The organism is Oceanisphaera sp. IT1-181 (genome assembly GCF_033807535.1).
Taxonomy (GTDB): Bacteria; Pseudomonadota; Gammaproteobacteria; order Enterobacterales; family Aeromonadaceae; genus Oceanimonas.
This window is the reverse complement of record NZ_CP136856.1, coordinates 2,248,257-2,268,605: the sequence shown is the minus strand read 5'-3', so window position 1 is coordinate 2,268,605 and position 20,349 is coordinate 2,248,257. Positions and strand designations below refer to the sequence as shown.

17 protein-coding genes and 1 tRNA gene are annotated in these 20,349 nt (G+C 51.4%); 8 read left to right on the top strand and 10 right to left on the bottom strand.

The annotated features are described in order from the left end of the window. Positions 1-88: 88 nt before the first annotated feature. Positions 89-634 carry an inosine/xanthosine triphosphatase gene (yjjX, locus tag R0134_RS10080; RefSeq protein ID WP_319781788.1) on the bottom strand — a complete coding sequence of 182 codons (546 nt, stop codon included), beginning with the start codon at positions 632-634 and terminating at the stop codon, positions 89-91. 166 nt (positions 635-800) lie between these two features. On the opposite strand from yjjX, the gene yciA reads away from it, so the two are divergent. Next, complete coding sequence (gene yciA / locus R0134_RS10075; RefSeq protein ID WP_319781787.1) at positions 801-1,193, top strand: acyl-CoA thioester hydrolase YciA; 393 nt, start codon at positions 801-803, stop codon at positions 1,191-1,193. Positions 1,194-1,700: 507 nt separating this feature from the next. Here the strand turns inward: yciA and R0134_RS10070 are convergent. Both R0134_RS10070 and gloB read right to left on the bottom strand, forming a co-directional pair. After that, a complete protein-coding gene (locus tag R0134_RS10070) occupies positions 1,701-3,104 on the bottom strand; it encodes a LysM peptidoglycan-binding domain-containing protein (RefSeq protein WP_319781786.1) in 1,404 nt (467 codons plus the stop codon). A 63-nt stretch (positions 3,105-3,167) separates the two neighbouring features. Beyond that, entirely contained in the window at positions 3,168-3,986 is an 819-nt protein-coding gene (gene gloB / locus R0134_RS10065) for a hydroxyacylglutathione hydrolase (RefSeq protein ID WP_319781785.1), read from the bottom strand. Between the two features lie 53 nt (positions 3,987-4,039). On the opposite strand from gloB, the gene R0134_RS10060 reads away from it, so the two are divergent. Next, positions 4,040-4,801, top strand: a complete 762-nt coding sequence (locus R0134_RS10060) for a class I SAM-dependent methyltransferase (RefSeq protein ID WP_319784347.1) — start codon at positions 4,040-4,042, stop codon at positions 4,799-4,801. 227 nt (positions 4,802-5,028) lie between these two features. Here the strand turns inward: R0134_RS10060 and rnhA are convergent, their stop codons facing one another. Next, on the bottom strand, positions 5,029-5,493 hold the full coding sequence (rnhA, locus tag R0134_RS10055) for a ribonuclease HI (RefSeq protein WP_319781784.1): 465 nt from the start codon (positions 5,491-5,493) through the stop codon (positions 5,029-5,031). 410 nt (positions 5,494-5,903) lie between these two features. On the opposite strand from rnhA, the gene dnaQ reads away from it, so the two are divergent. The 3 genes from dnaQ to R0134_RS10040 all read left to right on the top strand — a co-directional run bounded on the left by dnaQ (position 5,904) and on the right by R0134_RS10040 (position 7,973). After that, positions 5,904-6,632 (top strand): DNA polymerase III subunit epsilon, encoded by a 729-nt coding sequence (gene dnaQ / locus R0134_RS10050; protein WP_319781783.1) that lies wholly within the window; start codon positions 5,904-5,906, stop codon positions 6,630-6,632. After that, positions 6,620-7,774 (top strand): hypothetical protein, encoded by a 1,155-nt coding sequence (locus R0134_RS10045; RefSeq protein ID WP_319781781.1) that lies wholly within the window; start codon positions 6,620-6,622, stop codon positions 7,772-7,774. Before dnaQ ends, R0134_RS10045 begins: the two co-directional genes overlap by 13 nt. Before the next feature lie 122 nt (positions 7,775-7,896). Then, positions 7,897-7,973, top strand: a tRNA-Asp gene (locus R0134_RS10040). A 352-nt stretch (positions 7,974-8,325) separates the two neighbouring features. Here the strand turns inward: R0134_RS10040 and R0134_RS16515 are convergent. The 6 genes from R0134_RS16515 to R0134_RS10010 all read right to left on the bottom strand — a co-directional run bounded on the left by R0134_RS16515 (position 8,326) and on the right by R0134_RS10010 (position 15,207). Beyond that, positions 8,326-8,430, bottom strand: a complete 105-nt coding sequence (locus R0134_RS16515) for a hypothetical protein (protein WP_413641397.1) — start codon at positions 8,428-8,430, stop codon at positions 8,326-8,328. A 792-nt stretch (positions 8,431-9,222) separates the two neighbouring features. After that, positions 9,223-10,221 carry an oligopeptide/dipeptide ABC transporter ATP-binding protein gene (locus R0134_RS10030; protein WP_319784346.1) on the bottom strand — a complete coding sequence of 333 codons (999 nt, stop codon included), beginning with the start codon at positions 10,219-10,221 and terminating at the stop codon, positions 9,223-9,225. 8 nt (positions 10,222-10,229) lie between these two features. Then, a complete protein-coding gene (locus R0134_RS10025; RefSeq protein WP_319781780.1) occupies positions 10,230-11,228 on the bottom strand; it encodes an ABC transporter ATP-binding protein in 999 nt (332 codons plus the stop codon). An 11-nt stretch (positions 11,229-11,239) separates the two neighbouring features. After that, entirely contained in the window at positions 11,240-12,223 is a 984-nt protein-coding gene (locus R0134_RS10020; RefSeq protein WP_413641396.1) for an ABC transporter permease, read from the bottom strand. 27 nt (positions 12,224-12,250) lie between these two features. Further along, positions 12,251-13,219 (bottom strand): ABC transporter permease, encoded by a 969-nt coding sequence (locus R0134_RS10015; RefSeq protein WP_319781779.1) that lies wholly within the window; start codon positions 13,217-13,219, stop codon positions 12,251-12,253. A 398-nt stretch (positions 13,220-13,617) separates the two neighbouring features. Next, on the bottom strand, positions 13,618-15,207 hold the full coding sequence (locus R0134_RS10010; protein WP_319781778.1) for an ABC transporter substrate-binding protein: 1,590 nt from the start codon (positions 15,205-15,207) through the stop codon (positions 13,618-13,620). Positions 15,208-15,530: 323 nt separating this feature from the next. Between R0134_RS10010 and R0134_RS10005 the strand changes: the two genes are divergently transcribed. From R0134_RS10005 to R0134_RS09995, 3 genes are all read left to right on the top strand, one after another. Beyond that, positions 15,531-16,721, top strand: a complete 1,191-nt coding sequence (locus tag R0134_RS10005) for an amidohydrolase family protein (protein WP_319781777.1) — start codon at positions 15,531-15,533, stop codon at positions 16,719-16,721. 39 nt (positions 16,722-16,760) lie between these two features. Next, positions 16,761-18,227, top strand: coding sequence for a chlorohydrolase family protein (locus R0134_RS10000; protein WP_319781776.1), 1,467 nt, complete (start codon positions 16,761-16,763; stop codon positions 18,225-18,227). Positions 18,228-18,801: 574 nt separating this feature from the next. After that, positions 18,802-20,307 carry a sigma-54 interaction domain-containing protein gene (locus R0134_RS09995; protein WP_319781775.1) on the top strand — a complete coding sequence of 502 codons (1,506 nt, stop codon included), beginning with the start codon at positions 18,802-18,804 and terminating at the stop codon, positions 20,305-20,307. Positions 20,308-20,349 lie beyond the last annotated feature (42 nt).

Sequence of the window (20,349 nt, the reverse complement as noted above, 5' to 3'; positions counted from 1 at the left end):
GCGCTTTAGCCGTGCAAACCTGCGCAGCAGGTTCTGATGCACTTGTAAGCTGTAAGTTAAACAAAGAATCACAGTGCTCGCGCTGCCCTTAGCGATACAGCTGCGGATTAAGCCAAGGCGTCAGTGCCAAGATCAGGGTGTCGCGATACACAGTGCGTCGTGTTAAATGCTGCTGAGTTAAAATGCCAATGGCGCCGCCTGTGGGTCGGTTGTGGCTTTGCCGAAATAAGCGATCCATGGCGGGGCCCAGCGCTTCGCCGTTCGCGAGTGCCTGTGCCACTTTGGGCGGTAGCGTTAAGCTCGCACTGCGGCTGGCATTATCCAGTGCCTGGCCTAATACCTGGATCCAAGCAAAGGTGATGCAGTGATGGGGATTAAGCTGAAGATCACTAAACTCTACGCCACCTTCCATGCCAATCCACAAGTCCGCCTCGGGCAATAAGGTTTTAGCGGCGAATGCGCGCTGCCGTGCACCTTGATAGGTCTCGGTGTCGCTCATCGGTTGCTCAGCCACTCCTGATTTAACGGCCACACCGGTCACGACTAATGGCGACTCCGGCAACAATTGCGCTAAGGCCAAACGTGCCGCCTCAATTTTAGCTGGGCTTAATGAAGCCACAATAACCTGCAGCATGGCTTTTTCCTCTGAGCTTTGTACTTGAGAGCATCATTCCCATTAGTTTTACCTAAATGGTTAATAGTGGCAGGCTAATAGCCAAGGTATCATTATGCCAGTTTTAGCTTTAACAATTTAATTTCAGCAGTTTATTTAACAATTTTTCAACAAAGAGAAAAGTGCAATGAGTGATCAAGCAGATCCAAAAGGCGACTTATTGATGCGCACCATGGCCATGCCTGCCGATACCAATGCCAATGGCGATATTTTTGGCGGTTGGATCATGTCACAAATGGACTTAGGCGGCAGCTTGCTGGCCAATGAAATTGCGCTGGGTCGCGTGGGCACGGTAGCGGTCAGTGAAATGAATTTTTCGCGCCCCGTTAAAGTGGGCGATGTGGTCTGCACTCATGGTGAGCTGCTTAAAGTGGGGCGCACCTCTATTACCGTACAAGTCGAGGTGTGGGTGAAACCGATATTAACCCCAGAAGGCGGTACTCGCTACCAGGTGGCACAGGCACAATTTGTGTATGTGGCCATCGATGAACATGGCCGACCGCGGGTGATTAACCGCTAACAAAGTGGCTGCTACAGAGTGCGATATGAGTGCGATATGTTTTTTTTAGCCGTCTTCCTGATGCACATCAGGATCTCGTTTTAGCTGTTTGATAGTGGGCACTGTTTTATATAGAGGGTGCTGCGCCAGTTTGGCTTGACGTTTTGCTGCGCAAACCTGCCGACTAAAGTGGCTGCTACAGAGTACGATATGTTTTGCTTTAGCCGTCTTCCTGATGCATATCAGGATCTCGCTTTAGCTGTTGGTAGTGGGCACTGTTATTTATAAAGAGCGTAGCGCGGCAATCCACGCTACAGCGGCGCGGTACATAACTCTGGATTGCCGCGTCGTTGCACTCCTCGCAAGGACGAAGGTTAGGGTTTGTAAAAATCTGATCAATTAGTTTTCCAGAATGGTATTACGCCAGCATGCAGAGTCATTTTTCTCTGTGCTGCACAAATAAAAACACCGAGCTTAGGCTCGGTGTTTTTTGTTTAGCGCTGAGTGTTCGGCGCTTGCGGCTGTATCTTAACGTGAATTGGCCACGATTAAGCTTTGCCCGGCGCGTAGGCTGTGTCTATTGGCTAACTGATTCCAGCTCAGCAACTCATTGATGCTGACGCTAAAGCGGTTAGCTATCGCAGATAAAGAGTCGCCTCTTTTCACCTTATAAACACTGCCTGATTTGCTTGCCGTTGGGGCAGCAGCGGCCACATAGGTGCCCGACAGTACCAGCGATTGACCAGTACGGATATTATTGCCCCTGATATTGTTCGCCTGGCGCAGCGCCTCTACAGTGGTGCCATGGCGTTTAGCAATCACACCTAAGCTGTCGCCGCGGCGCACAATATACTGACCTTTAGGAGCGCGCTCTGGCTCTGGCAGGTCGGCCATGGCGATTTCAAAACCTTCGGCATGGGCCACCGGAACTAAAATTTCCGCACTGCGTGAGGGCGAAGTCGACGCTTTCTTATAGGCGGGGTTTAGCTCTTTCAGTCGACCACGGTTCATGCCGGCTAAATCTGCCGCCATATTTAAATCTACTTGGCCTTCTACTTCAATCACCGCTAATTGTGGGCGATTAGGCAGCGCAGGTATGTCCATGCCGTAGTGCGAGTCGTGCTTTAAGATGGCGGCTAACGCCAACAGCTTAGGCACGTAATTTTGCGTTTCCTTGGGCAAAGACAAAGACCAATAATCAGTGGGCTTGCCTTGGCGACGGTTGGCTTTCATGGCGCGCTGTACGCGGCCTTCGCCTGAGTTATAGGCGGCCAGCGCCAATACCCAATCACCATCGAAGAAACCATTGAGGTATTCGAGGTAATCCAGTGCTGCACGCGTCGAGGCCATCACGTCATAACGACCGTCATAAAAACTATCGAAATGCAGCCCAAAGTTCTTACCGGTTCCTTGTAGCATTTGCCACAAACCGGCCGCATGACCGTGCGAATAAGCTTTCGGGTCAAAGGTACTTTCAACCACCGGCAATAATACCAGTTCCATTGGCATGTTCCGTTTCTCTATCTCTTCCTTGATGAGATAGAGAAACGGTCTGGCGCGTTCAGATACAGAACGCATATAGCTGGGGTGTTTGAGGTACCACTTGCGCTGAGCGACAACTCTAGGGTGATCGAGGGGCACATCAAGTTGCATTTGCTTAGCTAAGTCGAGCCACAAATCTGTTTGTTTTGCCTCCACTTCTACTTCCACCTGTTGGCGTTGTTGCCGATTAGATGATGAGTGGGGCGCAGTGCTGTAGGCTCGACCTAAGTCGGCAGTTCGATTGTGTGTTTGTAACGATGCATGGATCGATGATGTTTGGTAAAGCGACTTATCCGCTTTCTTATCGGTGCTGTCCTGGTGGCCAGAAGAATTAAATCCTTGGCAGCCCGCCAGGAGTAAAGCACCTGTAATGATACAGAGTCTTCTCATGGTGTCCGCGTCTCTTTAAAACGGCGGCCAGTGTATGCTTTGTGAGCAACAGAAGCAAGTTCGTTAAAAAACGTCTTTCCAGCGCCTAAGTGCAGCGAACACCTTGATGTCTTCATCTAGCTCCAATCCAGTATGAGCTTGCAATCGGGCCTTAACCCCCGCCACATGGGGGCGCAAGAACACATTAATGGCTTTTTCTAGGCCAATTGAAGAGGGCAAACTGGGCACACCTTGTTGGCGTAATTTCGCTATTTTTTGTAGATGTTTTTTCAATTCAGCGTTGTTTGGCTCCACAGAATGACAAAAAGCCAAGTTAGATTGTGTGTACTCATGGGTACAATACACCAAGGTAGCGTCGGGCAGGGCAGCCAAACGGGTTAACGACTGATGCATCTGCTCAGGTGTGCCCTCAAACAAGCGACCACAACCGCCGGAAAACAGCGTATCACCACAAAACAGTAAGGGCAGATTAGCGATCCCCGTGGGCTCATAAAAGGCAATGTGGCCTAAGGTATGGCCCGGCACCGACAGCACCGAAAATTCCAGCCCGAGCTCTGGCACAAGCACAGTATCGCCGTCGGTCACGCCAATGGCGCTGGAGGCGGGCAGCGGCTCGGCACTGGGCGCATATATTTTGGCGTTCGGCCACTGTTTCAGTAAGTCTTTAACGCCACCCGTATGATCATAATGATGATGGGTGATCAAAATGGCGCTTAATTCCAGCTCGCGCTCGGCCAGCACTCTCGCCACCGGTTCAGCTTGACCCGGATCCACCACCACGGCTTGCTTGTTATTGGCAAGCAGCCAGATATAGTTGTCTTGAAACGCCGAAATTCCACTAATGTGAATCGGGTCGTTATTAAGCAGATTGCTGTTAACCATATTTCTATCCTTGCACAGAGGAAAAGCGTTAGCTTATCAGAGGCGTAAATGTGATGAAATCAGCCCACAGTCCCAAACATTGGCAACAGGTGCTGCGCGGACCTTATTTGGCAGAACAATTGCAAGCGCGACTCACGCAATGGGCGCCCACTATGTTTGGTTTTAACCTGCTCACCGTTGATGCGCTCAGCGCGCCTTTTTCATTGGCCGGTAGCCGATTATTACATTCGGTGCATCTTAGCCAAGCACAGCCGCCTTGTACGGGGGCTGATATTGTTGGTGACGCTACTGCCATGCCGTTTGCACCCGGTAGCCTAGATGCTTGTCTTTTGGCTCATGTACTGGATTTTAGCGCCCATCCCCATGCCATCTTGCGTGAAGTTGAAACCGTGCTGCGCGATGACGGCTGGCTGATTATCTCGGGCTTTAATCCTTATAGCAGTGCGGGCTTGGCCAGTATCTTGCCCGGCTTCAGTCATAAATTGCCCTCATTACGGCACATGGTGGCACCCGAGCGGCTAGAAGACTGGCTTAAACTGTTGGGCTTTGAAGTCTTGCAGCGCGACTATTTCGGCTTAACGCCGGTATTGGAATTTCCGATGCTGAGTAAGTTGCGCCAACAGCTAGTGCCACATTATTACCCGTCTTTTTCCGCCGTGTATGTGATGCTGGCGCGCAAACGTCGCTATCCGCTTACGCCCATTCGCCAAACCAAACGTAAGCAGCACGTACTGCAACCCGGCATGGCGCGTCAACAGCAAGAATTAAAAGTCAGCGCCGAGCACCAAGCTAACAGATCTGAAAGAGATCTTTAATGGTAAGGGCCTTGTAGCCGTCAACTTGTTCGACGGTCCTGCGAAGCAGGATGATTTTTAATGGGTCCACCTAAACCCTATTTACCACGCTTTTTGCTACGAGAGTCACAGAACGCACGGAAAAATAGAGCTCAGATCTGAAAGAGATATTGATGGTAAAAACGGGAGTTCAGCGCCTAGCTAGAGCCAACAAAAGACGGTGTTTTTATTTTTGCTTGGCGCTAAAGTTACCCCTCATAACCCGTGTCATCATTAATCGCATCGGTTTCGGCTGCCACGCGCGCCAGCACATCACAGCGTTCGTTTTCTGGATGCCCAGAATGGCCTTTCACCCAATGCCAGCTTACGTCATGACGCTGGCTAAGCTCATCCAGCCGTTTCCATAAATCCACGTTTTTCACCGGCTTTCTGGCCGAAGTTTGCCAGTTTTTTTGTTTCCAGCCGTTTATCCACTGAGTAATGCCTTGGCGCACATATTGGCTATCTGTGGTTAAGTCCACCACACAGCGATCACTTAAGGCTGCTAAGCCTTCAATGGCCGCCATCAGCTCCATGCGGTTATTTGTAGTTAGCCGATAACCGCCGCTTAGCTCTTTACGGTGCGCTTTATAAATTAATACCGCGCCATAACCCCCAGGACCTGGGTTACCTAAACAGGAACCGTCGGTATAGAGTTCAATTTTTTTCATCATGCCTTCACTATCGTTATCAAAATCGAAGAGGGCGGCAGTCTGCCACAGCAACCGCTAAAAAACAGCCTGCCGGTGGCGAGTGTGGCGTCAAATGCCTTAGCAAAGAGCGCAAGACCTTTTTGGCAACGGAAGAACACGGAATTCACAGAACAATAGAGATCAAATCTGAAAGGTAGTGTACTAGAAGTGGCTAATTCGCGTTTCATTACAAGGGCATGGTCTTACCAATCAGATGCTCTGACTCTTTTCGACCTTATCCCTGCTTAATTTTTCTGCGTCTTCTGTGGGTTCCGTTGTAAAGATGTTTTGTTGTTTTCGTCTTTGACTAACAGCTTAAAACAGCCGTTTGGTAGCATAGCCGCAGGCAGTTACTTATACTGGCCGCAGTTTGGGTATAGGAAGCAAGGCTAATGAATCAGCAAACACATGCGCGCCAAGTAATTTTGGATACAGAGACCACCGGTATCAATATGGACTCTGGCCCTCATTACATGGGCCACAAAGTCATTGAAATTGGCGCGGTAGAGGTAGTGAATCGTCGCTTAACCGGGCGTCATTATCATGTGTACCTGAAACCCAACCGCAAGATAGATGAAGAAGCCATTAAAGTGCACGGTATCACCGATGACTTTTTGGCCGATAAGCCGCCATTCTCTGGGCAAGTGGAAGAGCTTCTCGACTTTATCCGCGGTGCCGAGTTGGTGGCGCATAACGCGCCCTTTGACGTGGGCTTTTTAGATTATGAGCTAAGCCTCATTGGTCGCAAAGAGCGGGTGGCTGAGCTGTGCAAAGTCACCGATACCTTAGCGCTGGCCCGCAAACTCTATCCCGGTAAGCGAAATAACCTAGACGTGCTCTGTACGCGATATGGCATAGATAACAGCCATAGAACCTTGCACGGCGCGCTCTTGGATGCGGAGATTTTGGCGGATGTATACCTGTTAATGACAGGTGGCCAAACCAAGTTAAATTTGCAAAGCGACAGCCAGCAGCAAGATGACAGAGGCGGCATCCGCCGTTTACATGCCGCCCGTGCGCCACTCAAAATTATCCGTGCCGACGCCCAAGAGTTGCAGGATCATGAAGCCCGTTTAGATTTAGTGATGAAAAAAGGAGGCAGTTGTTTATGGCGCAGCTAATCAGCCGCTCTTTATTAACTGTTAGTTTAAGCCTGAGCTTGCTGTTCACGGCGTTGAGCAGCCAGGCATCCGAGCAAAGTGCCCGTTGGTTAAGTAATACTTTTCGTATCGATCCTTCTATTTCTTCCCTGACCTTGCTGATTGAGCGCACTCCCAACAGCGCACCAGTGGTGTTAATTCGGCCCGATGGCAGTAAATATTACCAACATGAACACCCTGACCATATTGGCTGGGTGAGCACCCACGACCGCGATGTGATCACCCTTTGGCAACCCGAGCCTGGGCCTTGGCAAGCGACCGGCAAAGTGACCCCAAAGCGGGCCATCACGCTGGTTAGTGAATTTGAATTGGCGCTTAGCCCGTTGGCGGAGCGGTTATATCAGCAAGAAGTCCTTAAACTGGGCGCCGAATTACGCCACGGCACTACCCGTTTAGATGCCAACTATTACCTACAAGATTTAACCTTGCAGGCCCAGCTTATTAATTTACGTATCGATCCAGATGCGCAATTTGCTCCTGCCCCCGTGGTGGTGGGTGAGTTTAAAGATGACGGCGTGGGGCTGGATGCCATCCCCAACGATGGCAAGCTCACAGCACAAGTAATCTTGGATATATTGCCCGGCGAGTATTTATTTCAAACCGAGATTAGCAACCAAGTGCTGGCGCGCACCAAAGAACAACAGGTGATGATTTATCCCATGCCGCTGAAACTGAGCTTTGCTAAGCCAGATGAGCAAGGCCAATGGCATATTACCGTTACCGCCGACCAAGGGATAATTCCAAGCAGCTTGGTCATTACGGGCGAGTTGGTTACGCCATCTCAACAGCGTATTCCCATTACCGGCACCGGCACGCACATTTCACTACCCGACGCCCTAGAACCGGGTAACTATTCTTGGCAAGGCCGTGCCTTTGCCACTAATAAAAGCGACCGTGAAATACAGCTTGAGCTGGTAGAGCAAGTGATCCGCGTTAGTCCTGCTGTTACTGCCAGCGAAGAGCTAATTCCAGTTAAAGATAGTAACACCTTAACTTACAGCATAGCCGGCGTTATCTTACTGTTAGTACTCGCATTAATAGGTTGTATTTTAAGAAACCGCGCTGTTAAAAAACGCTTAAACAGTGATAAAACGCCAAGTTAATTGTATTTTAGTAAGGTTTCTGGCTAAAACTTAACCAAGGTCGCTAAAAGAACAAGTTTTTCGGTTGATCTCTTACTCGCTTGGCACTATTATGGCCCTCGTCTGCAGCACGCTGCTGATTAGGAGTGGTAGTTCAGTTGGTTAGAATACCGGCCTGTCACGCCGGGGGTCGCGGGTTCGAGTCCCGTCCACTCCGCCATTTTAAAGAAGCCCTTAGCTTATTGATAGCTAAGGGCTTTTTGCTTTTTCATCATCACTAAAACTCTTCATTCCTACTTTGTCAAACCCACCTCCGTGACCAAACCGTGACCATTTGGTGACCACGCACCTGTTTTGACCGGTGTTCAAAACTACGATTATCTTCCCTAGTGTTCTAATATCAATCTATAAAATTAACTAATCAGATTTGCTTAATTTTTGGGTCTCATTTGTGTTACGCGTTTAGCACTTTCAGTAAACGTGTTCCCGGCCTCGCAGACGCTGCTCATGATGTCTTCATAATTTTTGAAAACGCGATTGGCAAGACAGTGCTGACGCATCCAACCCCACACTTATTCTATCGCGTTTAATTCAGGTGAATACGGTGGCAATTTAATGATACTGACATTCTCAAATTCGGCTGCAATGTCATGGGTATGCCAGCCAACACTATCCATTATCACTATCGCATGCCGGTCTGGCTCAGTATTGTTTCTGTGCTTGTCTAGGGCACCACAAGGGCTTGATCTATTGCTCTGTCTGGGTAGACGGAGCAGAAAAAATAGGCATATTCAAACTGCTGCTGACGGACAACTCGGGGACGTGTGCCTGTCCTAGCCCAAAGCCGAGTCGTCGTATTTTGCTGGCCAAATCGAGCTTCATCCTGAAACCAAACATCAACGCGATCTAACGGCTGATGTCTGGGGAGCGGAGTGATCGTTTATATAAGCATTGATATCTTTAGCTATTAATCTCCCACCTTGCTCGCTCCCCGCGTTTTGATATATGTAGTCCGCAAGTTGTGCGCACTGTCTTTGCGCTGAGAAACGGAGGTCTCCTTATGCAGCACAGTTACCAGAGAGTATGATGCATTACTTGCGGCCCAGTCTAGCCATCAGATAGGCCACTAGGAAACTGGCCAAGGTATAAAAACCGGCTGGATGGTAAGCAGTAATGTGTCAGGGCCTGTGAGGACGCCAACTGGCAGCCCACGATAGAGATCAGGCTGAGGTACATCAGCATACCGGATTGAGATAGCGCAATACCATAAGATAAGAGGGCAATATTGAGCCGTTTCGTGAGCTCGAGAACATAACAAACGCTGGCCTTGAACAGGCCAGTATGGAATAAATTAAGGCAAACGATATCGCCTCACTGCCTTAAACGGCGGCGAGGCGAGTAATACTAAATAACCACTGTGCCTACGTCTCGAGAATACCGATAACACATTAATATTAAGGCATAGCTATTTAACTGATAGACAAAGGATAATGACAGGCCACCTGCTGGGTCGCGCTAATATCCAGTGCCGCCGGAGTCGCCTGCTTGCATCTGTCGGTGGCAAATGCACATCGCGGGTGAAAGGCGCAGCCGGAAGGCGGCGAAATCGGATTAGGTACTTCGCCGGTCACCGGAGTTCGCTCCTTATGGATCACATCCATGCTGGGGATGGCGTCCATCAACATACGTGTATAAGGATGACGGGGTCTATTGAATACCTCCTCCACCGTGCCCACCTCCACCAAACGACCCAGATACATGATGCCGACCCGATCTGAGAAGTGGGACACCACCGACATATCGTGGCTGATGAATAGATAGGTCAGCCCCAGTTTGTCTTGCAGATCCTTCATCAAGTTGAGCACCTGGGCCTGCACAGATACATCCAGCGCAGAGGTCGGCTCGTCACAGATCAAAAATTCTGGTTCGCCGGCCAGAGCCCGAGCGATAGAAATACGCTGACGCTGGCCACCCGAGAACTCGTGGGGAAACTTGTCCATATCTGACGCCGTCAGACCCACCTGCTCCAGCAACTGACCTACTTGTCGCCGGCCTTCTTCCCGGTTTTTGATCATGTTGAACAACACCAGCGGCTCAGCGATGATGCGATCCACCTTCCAGCGTGGATTAAGACTGGCAAATGGATCCTGGAATATCATCTGGCAACGGCGGCGGATATATTGACGCTGCTCACGGCTGGCTCCGGCAAGCACTGTGCCCTGATAGCTGATCTCGCCCTCTGTCGGCTGATACAAACCCGACAATAACCGGGCCACCGTTGACTTTCCGCAACCGGACTCGCCCACCAAGCTGAAGGTCTCTCCCCTGCGGATGCTAAAATCGATGCCGCGCACCGCGTGCACATATGTTTTTTCCGTTCTGTTCAGTAGCCGGTGAATAAACGGCTTGGATATATCGAACTTGATATGTAGGTTGCGTACCTCGAGTAAGCCTCTTTCTTCGATCATCTCGCTCATCACACCAGCTCCTCTTGCATCACTTTCAGACAGGCAACCCGGGAGTCACCGACCGTTTTCATCTCTGGCTCACGCTGTAGGCATTCGGCGCTGCTGTTGGGGCAGCGGGGATTAAAGGCACAGCCCTGGGGGATGGCATTGAGCCGGGGCATGGATCCGGGGATCTGCGCCAGCCGCGGTTCCCGTACCCCGATACGTGGGATCGAGCCCATTAGTCCCACCGTATAAGGATGTTTCGGTGACTTAAGTACTGACTCTACAGGTCCTATCTCCACCAGCCGGCCCGCATACATTACTGCTACCTGATCGCAGATTTCGGCTATCACACCCATATCGTGAGTCACCAGCATTACAGAGGCATCATGCTGCTTGCACAACCGGCGTAGCAGCTGTAGCACCTGAGCCTGTACCGACACATCCAGCGCCGTGGTCGGCTCATCGGCGATAATCACCTTGGGTTCGACACAAAGAGCCAAAGCTATCACGATACGCTGACGCATGCCGCCGGAAAACTGATGAGGATATTGATCGATACGCTGTTCAGCCGCAGGTATACCCACCTCTTTCATCAAATCCAGCGCCTTCTGCCGGGCTTGGACGTGGGACAGCGGCAGATGGGTCTGAATGGTTTCAATCAGCTGTTTTCCGACCGTCAGTACGGGGTTTAGACTTGTCAGCGGATCCTGAAAGATCGCACCGATCTCCTTGCCACGCAGCAGTCGTCGCCGATCTTCCTTCAGGTTATCGATCCGTTCGCCATAGAGTCGGATCTCGCCGCTGGCAATGAAACCCGGCGCCTCTAACAGGCCTGTGATCGCCGAGCCGGTCAGCGACTTGCCTGCCCCCGACTCGCCCACTACACCGAGAATCTCGCCTTTGCGCATCTCGAATGACACATGTTGTATCGCCTTCAGGTTACCCTTGCGATGGGAGAACTCGATGCACAGACCATCGACTTCTAGAGTAACCTCACCGCGATTGTTGTTCGTATCTTCCATTGTCTTGCTCCTTAACGCAGCTTGGGATTGAGGGCATCGCGCAACCAGTCACCCACTAGGTTGACCGAAAGAGCCAAGATCACCAGCACCATAGAGGGGAACAGCACCACCCACCACTGACCGGAGAACAGATATCGGTTGCCTTCGTTGATAAGGGTACCGAGCGAAGGCTGATGTGGTGGCATGCCCACCCCGAGGAACGATAGGGTCGCCTCGGTCAGCACCGCCAGCGCCAAGTGCAGCGTAGCCAGTACCATGACCGGGCTGAGCACGTTGGGTAGGATATGCTGGAACATAATGCGCATATTGCTGCTGCCCATCACCTTGGCAGCCTGCACATACTCCTTGTTTCCTTCCTGCAGGGTACTGCCACGCACGGTACGGGCATACTGCATCCAGCCGGTGAGGGTGATGGAGATAACGATGATGTAGACTGCCATCTGGTCGTGCATCTCCTGTGGCAGCAGGCCTCGCGCCGCGCCGCTCACTAGCAGTGCAAACATGATGGTCGGGAAGCTGAGCATGGCATCGGCCAGACGCATGATCAGGGCATCGATCATGCCGCCGAAATAGCCGCTCACCACCCCCAGGGTCACCCCCAGAGCCATGGCGCAAGTCACACTGATAAAACCGACGATCAATGATACCTGCAGGCCATGAAGGATAAGAGAATACACATCCCGACCCTGGATATCGGTGCCCAGCCAGAAGCGCCCCTCGCCGCCTTCCACCCAGAAGGGCGGCAGTTCGGAATCCATCAGATCAAAGGCCGCCATATCGAAGGGGTCATAGTGTGCCATCAGGGAGGCACCGATGCCGCCAAACAGCAGCAGGGCTAGCACTGCGGTAGCGAACATCGTCAGCCGGGACGTCCGAAAGTTATAGGCGATGTCGCTGTCGCAGGCAGCCAACAGCTGTTGCCATATCTTTTTCAGCCCCCCAGGCCGGGGACTATTCTGGCCTGTTAGGGCCGCTTTAGTGGTATTGATAGACATACGTTACCTCGTCCTTGTGCTTAACGGTCAAGCGGTTTTCAAGCGCGGATCGATCACCCGGTAGAGAATATCTACCAGAGTGTTGATGCAGATAAATATCAAGGAAATGAACACCAGATAAGCGGAAATCACCGGTATATCCACATAGTTCACCGCCTGGATAAACAGCAGTCCCATCCCAGGCCACTGGAACACGGTTTCGGTCACCACCGCGAAGGCAATCAGGCCACCGATTTGCAGGCCTATGATGGTGATCACCGGTAGCAGGGAGTTGCGCAGCGCATGGGTGTAGTTGATGCTACGCTGCCTGATACCCCTGGCCTTAGCGAACTTGATGTAATCGGTGCGCAGCACCTCTTTCATCTCGCTACGTACCAAGCGCATGATCATGGTGATCATGAACAGCGCCAACGATAACGCCGGCAGTATGATGGAAGCCCAGCCCGACCTGCTGAACAGGCCGCTGCTCCACCAGCCAAACTCAACTATGTCGCCCCGGCCATGGGAAGGAAACCAGCCAAGCCAGACCGAAAACACGATGATCAGCACTATACCGGCGATAAAGCTAGGCAGAGACACCCCAATCAGGGAAATAGTCTGCACCAAGCTGGTCAGCCATTTGTTACGGGACAACGACACCCATACCCCCGCCGGCAGGCCCACCAACAGCGAAATAATCACCGCCACAAACACCAGCTCCAGCGTGGCGGGCAGCCGCTCCAAAATCAGGTTAAGCACGTCCATCTTGTTGTAGTAGGAAATACCGAAATCCCCTTGGGCAATATTGCCGACGAAACGCCCGTACTGGGTGATGACACTGTCGTTCAAGCCCAGCTTTTCACGAAGCTCGTCCCGCTCAAACTGGGTCGCGCTTTCCGGCAGCATACCGGCGATGGGATCGCCGACAAACTGGAACATGGTAAAAGCGATCAGCGCCACCGTCAGCATCACCACGCAGGCCTGTAATAGCCGTTGTATAATAAAAGCGAACATCATTTCACTCCTTTAAATCACAATGAAGATTCAGGGATCTAAGGCCCTATTTGCTAGTTCACGTTCGCATTCCAAAACCGTATTACATTCTTGAAATTATGATTTTGAAAACTCAAGGTATAAATTGATACGAAGGCGCAAGAATCTAGGCTGGGAAGATCTGCCTACAGGTCCCAGTGTTCCATCTTTTCCGCCTGAGTTTGCTGAGTGGACAGCATCCAATTGGAGGCCATCAGGATAGCCCCAGAAGCCCAGAGATTAACCTTTACAACATACCAAGCTGATTAAATGCACAAAATTAGATCATCATTGCTAACAATTTTTATTTTTTGATAGCATCCAAGAAGTTATATGTTGCCATGGCCATCCGTAAACTGAGCGGCCATGGCAACGACTTATTCTTACTTCATGCTGGCGTACCAGAGCCGTACCACGTTGTCGGGGTTCTGAGTGATTTCCAGCTTGTCGGAAGTCGCCCATGCCATCGGCTCATAGTGCAATGGTAAAAAAGGCAGCTCCTGTTGCGCCTTGGCCAATATGTCTTGCATCTGCTTGGTGCGGATCTGCGGATCCAGCTCAGATGATGATTGCTCAATCAGAGTATCTATGGTGTCGTTCTTATAGCGGGGAATATTGAAGGCACCGTAGATGCCACCATCCTTTGAGTGGATCATCTGCTGATTGATGCTGTAGGCGTCATAGAGCGGCAAGTTAGCCCAGCCCAGAACTCCCACATCGGTGCGGCCGTTGTCACGAATTTGGGAATAGACGCTGCGGGTATGCATGTTCAAGCTAGTTTGCACGCCCACCTTGGACCAGTAACGCTGCACCGCCTGGCACCACTGTTCAGCATTCAGGTAATAGCCCTGTTCGCAGTCGAAGGCCAGCTTGAATCCGTTGGGATAACCGGCCTCGTCCAGCAACGCCTTGGCGCCTTTGGGATCATAACTGCTGGTCACGCCTCGCTCGGCGTCAAAGCCGGCGATGCCAGGCGCTACATAGGTGTTGGCCACTTCGGTCATGCCACGCATTATCTTCTTGACGATCGCTTCTCGGTCGATGGCCATATGCAAGGCTTGGCGTACCTTCTGCTGCTGGAGCGGATTCTTACCGTCCACATTGCCCGCGTTCAGTTCATCATTCATGTTCAGGGTAAGGAACATGACGCGCAAAGAGGGCCTGACTTTAACCTCTATGCCTTTTTCCTTTTCCAGACGAGGCAAATCCTGCAGGGGCACATCGCTGACCAGGTCAAATTCACCGGCAAGAATACCGGCTAGGCGGGTAGATTCAGATCCTACTGGGCGGAAGATGATGCGATCGATATTGTGCTTGGTATTATCGGCTTGCCACCAATTATCGTTTTTAACCAATACCATTTCCGCATCACGCCGCCGGCTTTCCAGTATAAAGGGCCCGGTACCGTTGGTATGGTTGGTTGCATAACCTTCTGTGCCCTTGGTCATACTGGTAGGCTCGGTAGCTTTGTGCTCTTCCAGCCATTCCTTGTCCATCATCAAAATGCCGCTGAGCTCATTTATCGCTATTGGCGACTTACTGTTAAGCAGAAGGTCGACCGTATAATCATCTACCTTCACCGCCCCTTTGACCGAGGAAGCATTACCACGAATTCCAGAATCGGGATGGGTTACTCGGGTAATGGAGGCCACCACGTCGTCGGCATTAAAATCGTTGCCATTATGAAATTTGACGCCTTCCCGCAGATAAAAGCGAATGGTGGTGTCGTCCAGCTGCTCCCAGCGAGTAGCCAACGCCGGTGACATTTCCAGCTGCTCGTTCCATTGCACCAGACCTTCATAGATATGGTTCTGAAACGCCAGCGCCGGCGTCGACGCAAATGCATAAGGGTCAAGGGTAGGAATATCTCCCTGTTGAGCCCAGCGTACTACATTTTCAGCCTGAAGCTGTTGAGCGCTAAGGCTACAGCTGACGGCCAGCAGGCCGGCGGTAATCGTTGTCAATTTCATCATCAGTCATCCCTGTGAGTGAACATATTACGGTTCTGTCCATACGATTTAATCCGGACAGGTGGTAAACATCACGAAACATATCGTTAACAAACATATTACACTTGGTGGTCATGGGTTATCATTATCGATAACAACTTTCGGTAATTGTGATAACAATCCCAAAACTACTCATCATCTATCGATATGACTCCACAGGGTTACAGGTCGCTGATATGTTGCAAATTGCCTGTCTTTTTAACACCTAGGTGATGGCCAATAAAGAGCTATGGCATCAGTTTTGATAGCACAACACGGAATCCATATCATCTCTACAGGGAGCAAGTATGACTACTACACTGATCCGGCAGGTTCGTCTCAGCGGAGACCAGGAAAGCAAGGATATCCTGATCGAAGGGAGCAAGATCGTGCGCATCGAGTCGCATATTCCATTATCGAGCGGAGCCACCTTGCTTGAAGGGCATCATCGTCTTGTATTACCAGGCTTTATAGACGGCCATGCCCATATCGATAAATCCTTGTGGGGTATGGACTGGTATGAAAATCAGGTTCCTAGGGAGCTACCCGCTATTATCGAAAACGAACGAGGCTTTCGTCGTCAGTATGATTTTAATTCCCAGCAACAATCGGAACGCATCGCCCGACTGGCCATTGCCAAAGGCACCACACATATCCGTACTCATATCGATGTAGACACCGAAATCGGCCTAAAACACATAGAAGGGGTGCTGGCCACCAGAGACAAGCTGGCCGACCAAGTCTATATCGAAACCGTCTGTTTCCCCCAGAGTGGCATGCTGGGCCGGCCCGGCACCCGGGCGCTGATGGAAGAAGCTGTCAAACTGGGCGCCGATTATGTGGGAGGCATCGATCCCTCCTCCTTCGAACGCGATCCTGTGGCCCATATAGATGCGATATTCGAGATCGCCGTTCGATACGGTAAAGGTGTCGATCTGCATCTGCACGAGGCCGCCGAGTTGGGTGCCTTCTCGGTCGAACTGATGATAGAGCGCACCCTGGCTCTGGGTCTGCAGGGCAAGGTTACCATCAGCCACGCTTTCTGCCTGGGCGAGATAGACCTCGCTTATCAGGATCGACTCATCGAGGGGCTGGCCAAGGCGGATATTGCCATAGCCACCACGGCGCCGGCCAACCGCAGTGTGCCACCCTATGAAAAGCTGCGCGCCGCCGGCATAAAAGTCACCGCCGGTAACGACGGTATCCGCGACACCTGGAGTCCTTACGGCAATGCGGACATGCTGCAACGGGCCATGTTGATGGGACTAAAATATCGCTGGCGTCAGGACAAGGAACTGGAGCAGGCGCTGCACGCCATTACCTATGGCGGCGCCGAGGTGATGGGACTGAAAGATTATGGTCTGGCAGTCGGCTGCCAGGCGGATTTGGTGCTGCTGGATGCCCGAGCGGTGGCCGAGGCCATCGTCGAACCACCTATAGCTCGCACCGTGTTCAAGGCCGGCAAACTGGTCGCCGACAGGGGCGAATGCCTGTTCTGAACAAACGGATAAGCCATTTAGGATCATGGAGCAAAACTAATGAAAACCACCAAAATCACCGCCAAGTACGTTATCGGTTTCAAGGACGGCGGTCACCATATCTACGAGCAGGGCGAGCTGGTCTATCGCGGCGATACCGTGCTGTTTGTCGGCCACGGCTATCAGGGCCAGATCGACGAAACCCTGGCCATGGGCAACGCCCTGATCGGCCCCGGTTTTATCGATCTGGATGCTGTCGCGGATCTGGACTCTACCGTACTCGCCTTCGACCACCAGCCCGGCTGGAAAAAAGGCCGCCTGCCTGCCAGCAGCTGGCAACGGCGCGAAACCTACAACGATGCCCAGCTCGACTTCAACAAGCGCTATGCCTTCAGTCAGCTGCTGTTAAACGGCATCACCACCATAGCGCCGATCACCTCCGTCCTGTACCGTGAGTGGGCCGAAACCGCCGATGAATTCCGGCGTGCCGCCGATATCGCCGTCAGCCTAGGGGTGCGTGCCTATCTGGGTCCGGCCTATATGTCCGGGTATGGCGTGGTCAACCCGGATGCCAGTGTCGAGATGCGCTTCAATGAACAGCGGGGACTAAAAGGGCTGGAAGAAGCGGTGCACTATGTGGAGCAACTCCACCAGTACGGAGACACCATCAAGGGCATGCTGGCCCCGGACCGTATCGAAGGCTGTACCCCCGAGCTGCTGCGCCAGACCGCAAAGGCCATGCGCGCCCTCGATTGCCCGGTCCGGCTGCACAGCTGCCAGGGCGAGTTCGAATTGGATATGGTGCACCAACTGTACAACGGCATGTCGTCGGTTGAGCTGATGGCCGAACATGACCTGCTCGACTCTCGCTTGCTGCTGCCTCACCTCCAGTTATTGGGCGGCAAACATGCCACCCCAGAGAAAATACAAAGGGAGTTGTCGTTGCTCGGCCAGAGCGGCGCCAACGCGGTGATTTGTCCGCTGGTGGCCGGCCGCAACTCCAAGTATTTCGATGGCGTCAGCCGCTTCCGTGAAGCGGGTATCAACCTCAGCATGGGCACCGACACTTACCCGCCGGACATGATCCAGAACATGCACGTCGGCGCCATCCTCAGCCGGGTCAACAGCGGTAATATTACCGAGGCCTCGGCGGCGGATTATTACAATATGGCCACCCTGGGTGGAGCCAGAGCGCTGGGCCGGGAGGATATAGGACGCCTTTGCTCGGGTGCCAAAGCCGATATCATGGTGTTCGACTTCGATAAAATTCACACCGGCCAGGTATTCGATCCCATTACCGCCATGGTAATCAACGGTAACGGTCGGGATATCAAGGGAGTGATCGTCAACGGCGACAAGGTGGTGTGGGACGGGCAGCTGGTGAAGCTGAACCTGGACTTGCAGCAATTGCATCACCAGGCCCAGCAGCAGTTCGACGGTTTTATCGCCAGCTATCCAGAACGTAGTCATCTGCATCCCCCGTTGGAGGAAATTTTTCCGCCTTCGTTCCCGACCAGCAAGGTCTGAAAAACATGCCCCGCGAGGGGCATATTTACAGAAAGGTCACGGACTTAATTTAGAACTCGATCGGCACTAGTCTCGGTAAGCAGGGCCACGAAATCGGTGGCTTGCTCTTCTTCCTGAGACATATCCAGACTGGACTCAAGATTATCCAAGTGCCAGCGTATCAACAACACAGCCGCGTCCGCATCACCGGTTGCCAGCAGCTAAATCAGCTGACCATGCTCATCACAATGGCATTCATGGGCCCAACTATTTTTTTGATACATGCTGACGATCAGAGAACATCTGGCTATCAGCCGCTCCAGCACCTCAGACAACTACTTGGAGCATCCAAAGCGTAGCGACGAGGATTACTAATGAAGCGTCTGAGTCCATTTTGGAAGCTAATATTTTGTCCAGTGACATAAGCACTGGATCTTTTGGTACCTTGTTGCTCAGCCACTCGATGACTTTAGTAAAACGTGAGTTCTTGGGTACTTACGCTTTCAGGATTTAACTATCGCTATATTTCCGTGGTTGGTTTCTTCATAGATTATAATGGTAAGCTCGATTACAAAATTGTAAGAAGGTTTATATTGTGATCAAAAAGCGGGTGTTGCTTACTTGGCTAGGTCGTCATGACTTGGATGCGGAAGCGAAGGGTGGTTTTGGCGCTATTGCTTCTATTTTATTGAACTCGGACGCGCCTTTTGATGAGGTGCGCATTCTGGTCAGTAACTGGGGAGGCGAAGCGCCTCGTTATCAAAAGTGGCTTGAATCAGAGCTAAGTGCTAGGCGCCGGCCTGCTGAGATCTGCTTTATCGAGGTTTCGCTAACTAGCCCAATCGATTACCCCAGTATCTACGCGACCAGTCGCGATCAGCTTGAATTCCTTTCTGCCGACAAGGCATTGACCACTATTAACCTCACATCCGGTACTCCAGCCATGATTGCGACTTGGCTGTTGTTAGGTAAGGGTGTATACGGTACCAAGTTGGTGCAGACCTCGTTGCAACATGGCCTTGTGCCCGTAGAGCTGCCTTATGATATTTCATTAGAATATTTACAGCGCCAAGATGGTGCTCTGGGTGCTATGGCTGCAGAACAGCCAGATTTGGCTGCGCATTTTGAGCATATTCAAAGTGCTTCCAGTGCCATGGTGGATGTAGTGAAGTTGGCTAAAAAGCTGGCACCCCGCAATATCCCAGTGATTATTCAGGGCGAGTCAGGCACAGGTAAAGAAGTGATTGCTGAGGCTATTCATAATGCTTCGTTGCGGGCGAGCAAACCGTTTATTGCTGTTAACTGTGGTGCTATCCCAGAGTCATTAATTGATTCGCAGTTATTTGGTCATCGCAAAGGTGCTTTCACGGGAGCCATTGCTGATCGCAAAGGATTTTTTGATGAGGCCAATGAGGGAACTTTATTTCTTGATGAGGTGGGCGAGTTAGCGCTGGATGCACAAGCCAAGTTGTTGCGTGCCTTACAGCAGCAAGAAGTCACGGCTGTAGGTGCGAGCAAGTCACATAAAGTGAACATTCGTGTGATTGCTGCCACCCACCGTAACCTGCTGGAAATGGTGGATTTGGGGCAGTTTCGTGAAGATTTGTTTTATCGGTTGGCGGTGGGCATCATACAGCTACCACCATTGCGAGAACGGACTGCCGATATTCCCGAATTAGTCACAGAACTCATGTCTCGTTTGAACGAAGATGCCAGTGATCAGCCAGGGTATAAAAGTAAAAATATTTCCGAATTGGCAATATTATTTATTAAAGAGCAGTCTTGGCCGGGTAATATTCGTGAGTTGTGGAACACTTTATTAAGAGCTTCTATCTGGTCCGAAGATGAACAGCTAGAAGTCAGCCATCTACAGCAAGCCATGATCAAACGGTCTGTAAAAAGTGAGCGAAATCCATTAAAAATGGATGTGTCTCAAGGCGTAGATATTACAGAATTGCTTGAAGATACAAAGCGTTACTACGTAGAAGAGGCGCTGAGGTTAACCGCAGGGCAAAGAGGAAGAGCCGCTGCCTTGTTAGGGCTGAATAATCATCAAACCTTAGGTAATTGGATGAAGCAACTGGGTATTAATGAAGCCTAATAGTCGGTTTCGATAGCATTGGCACGATTCCTGAAATAATAA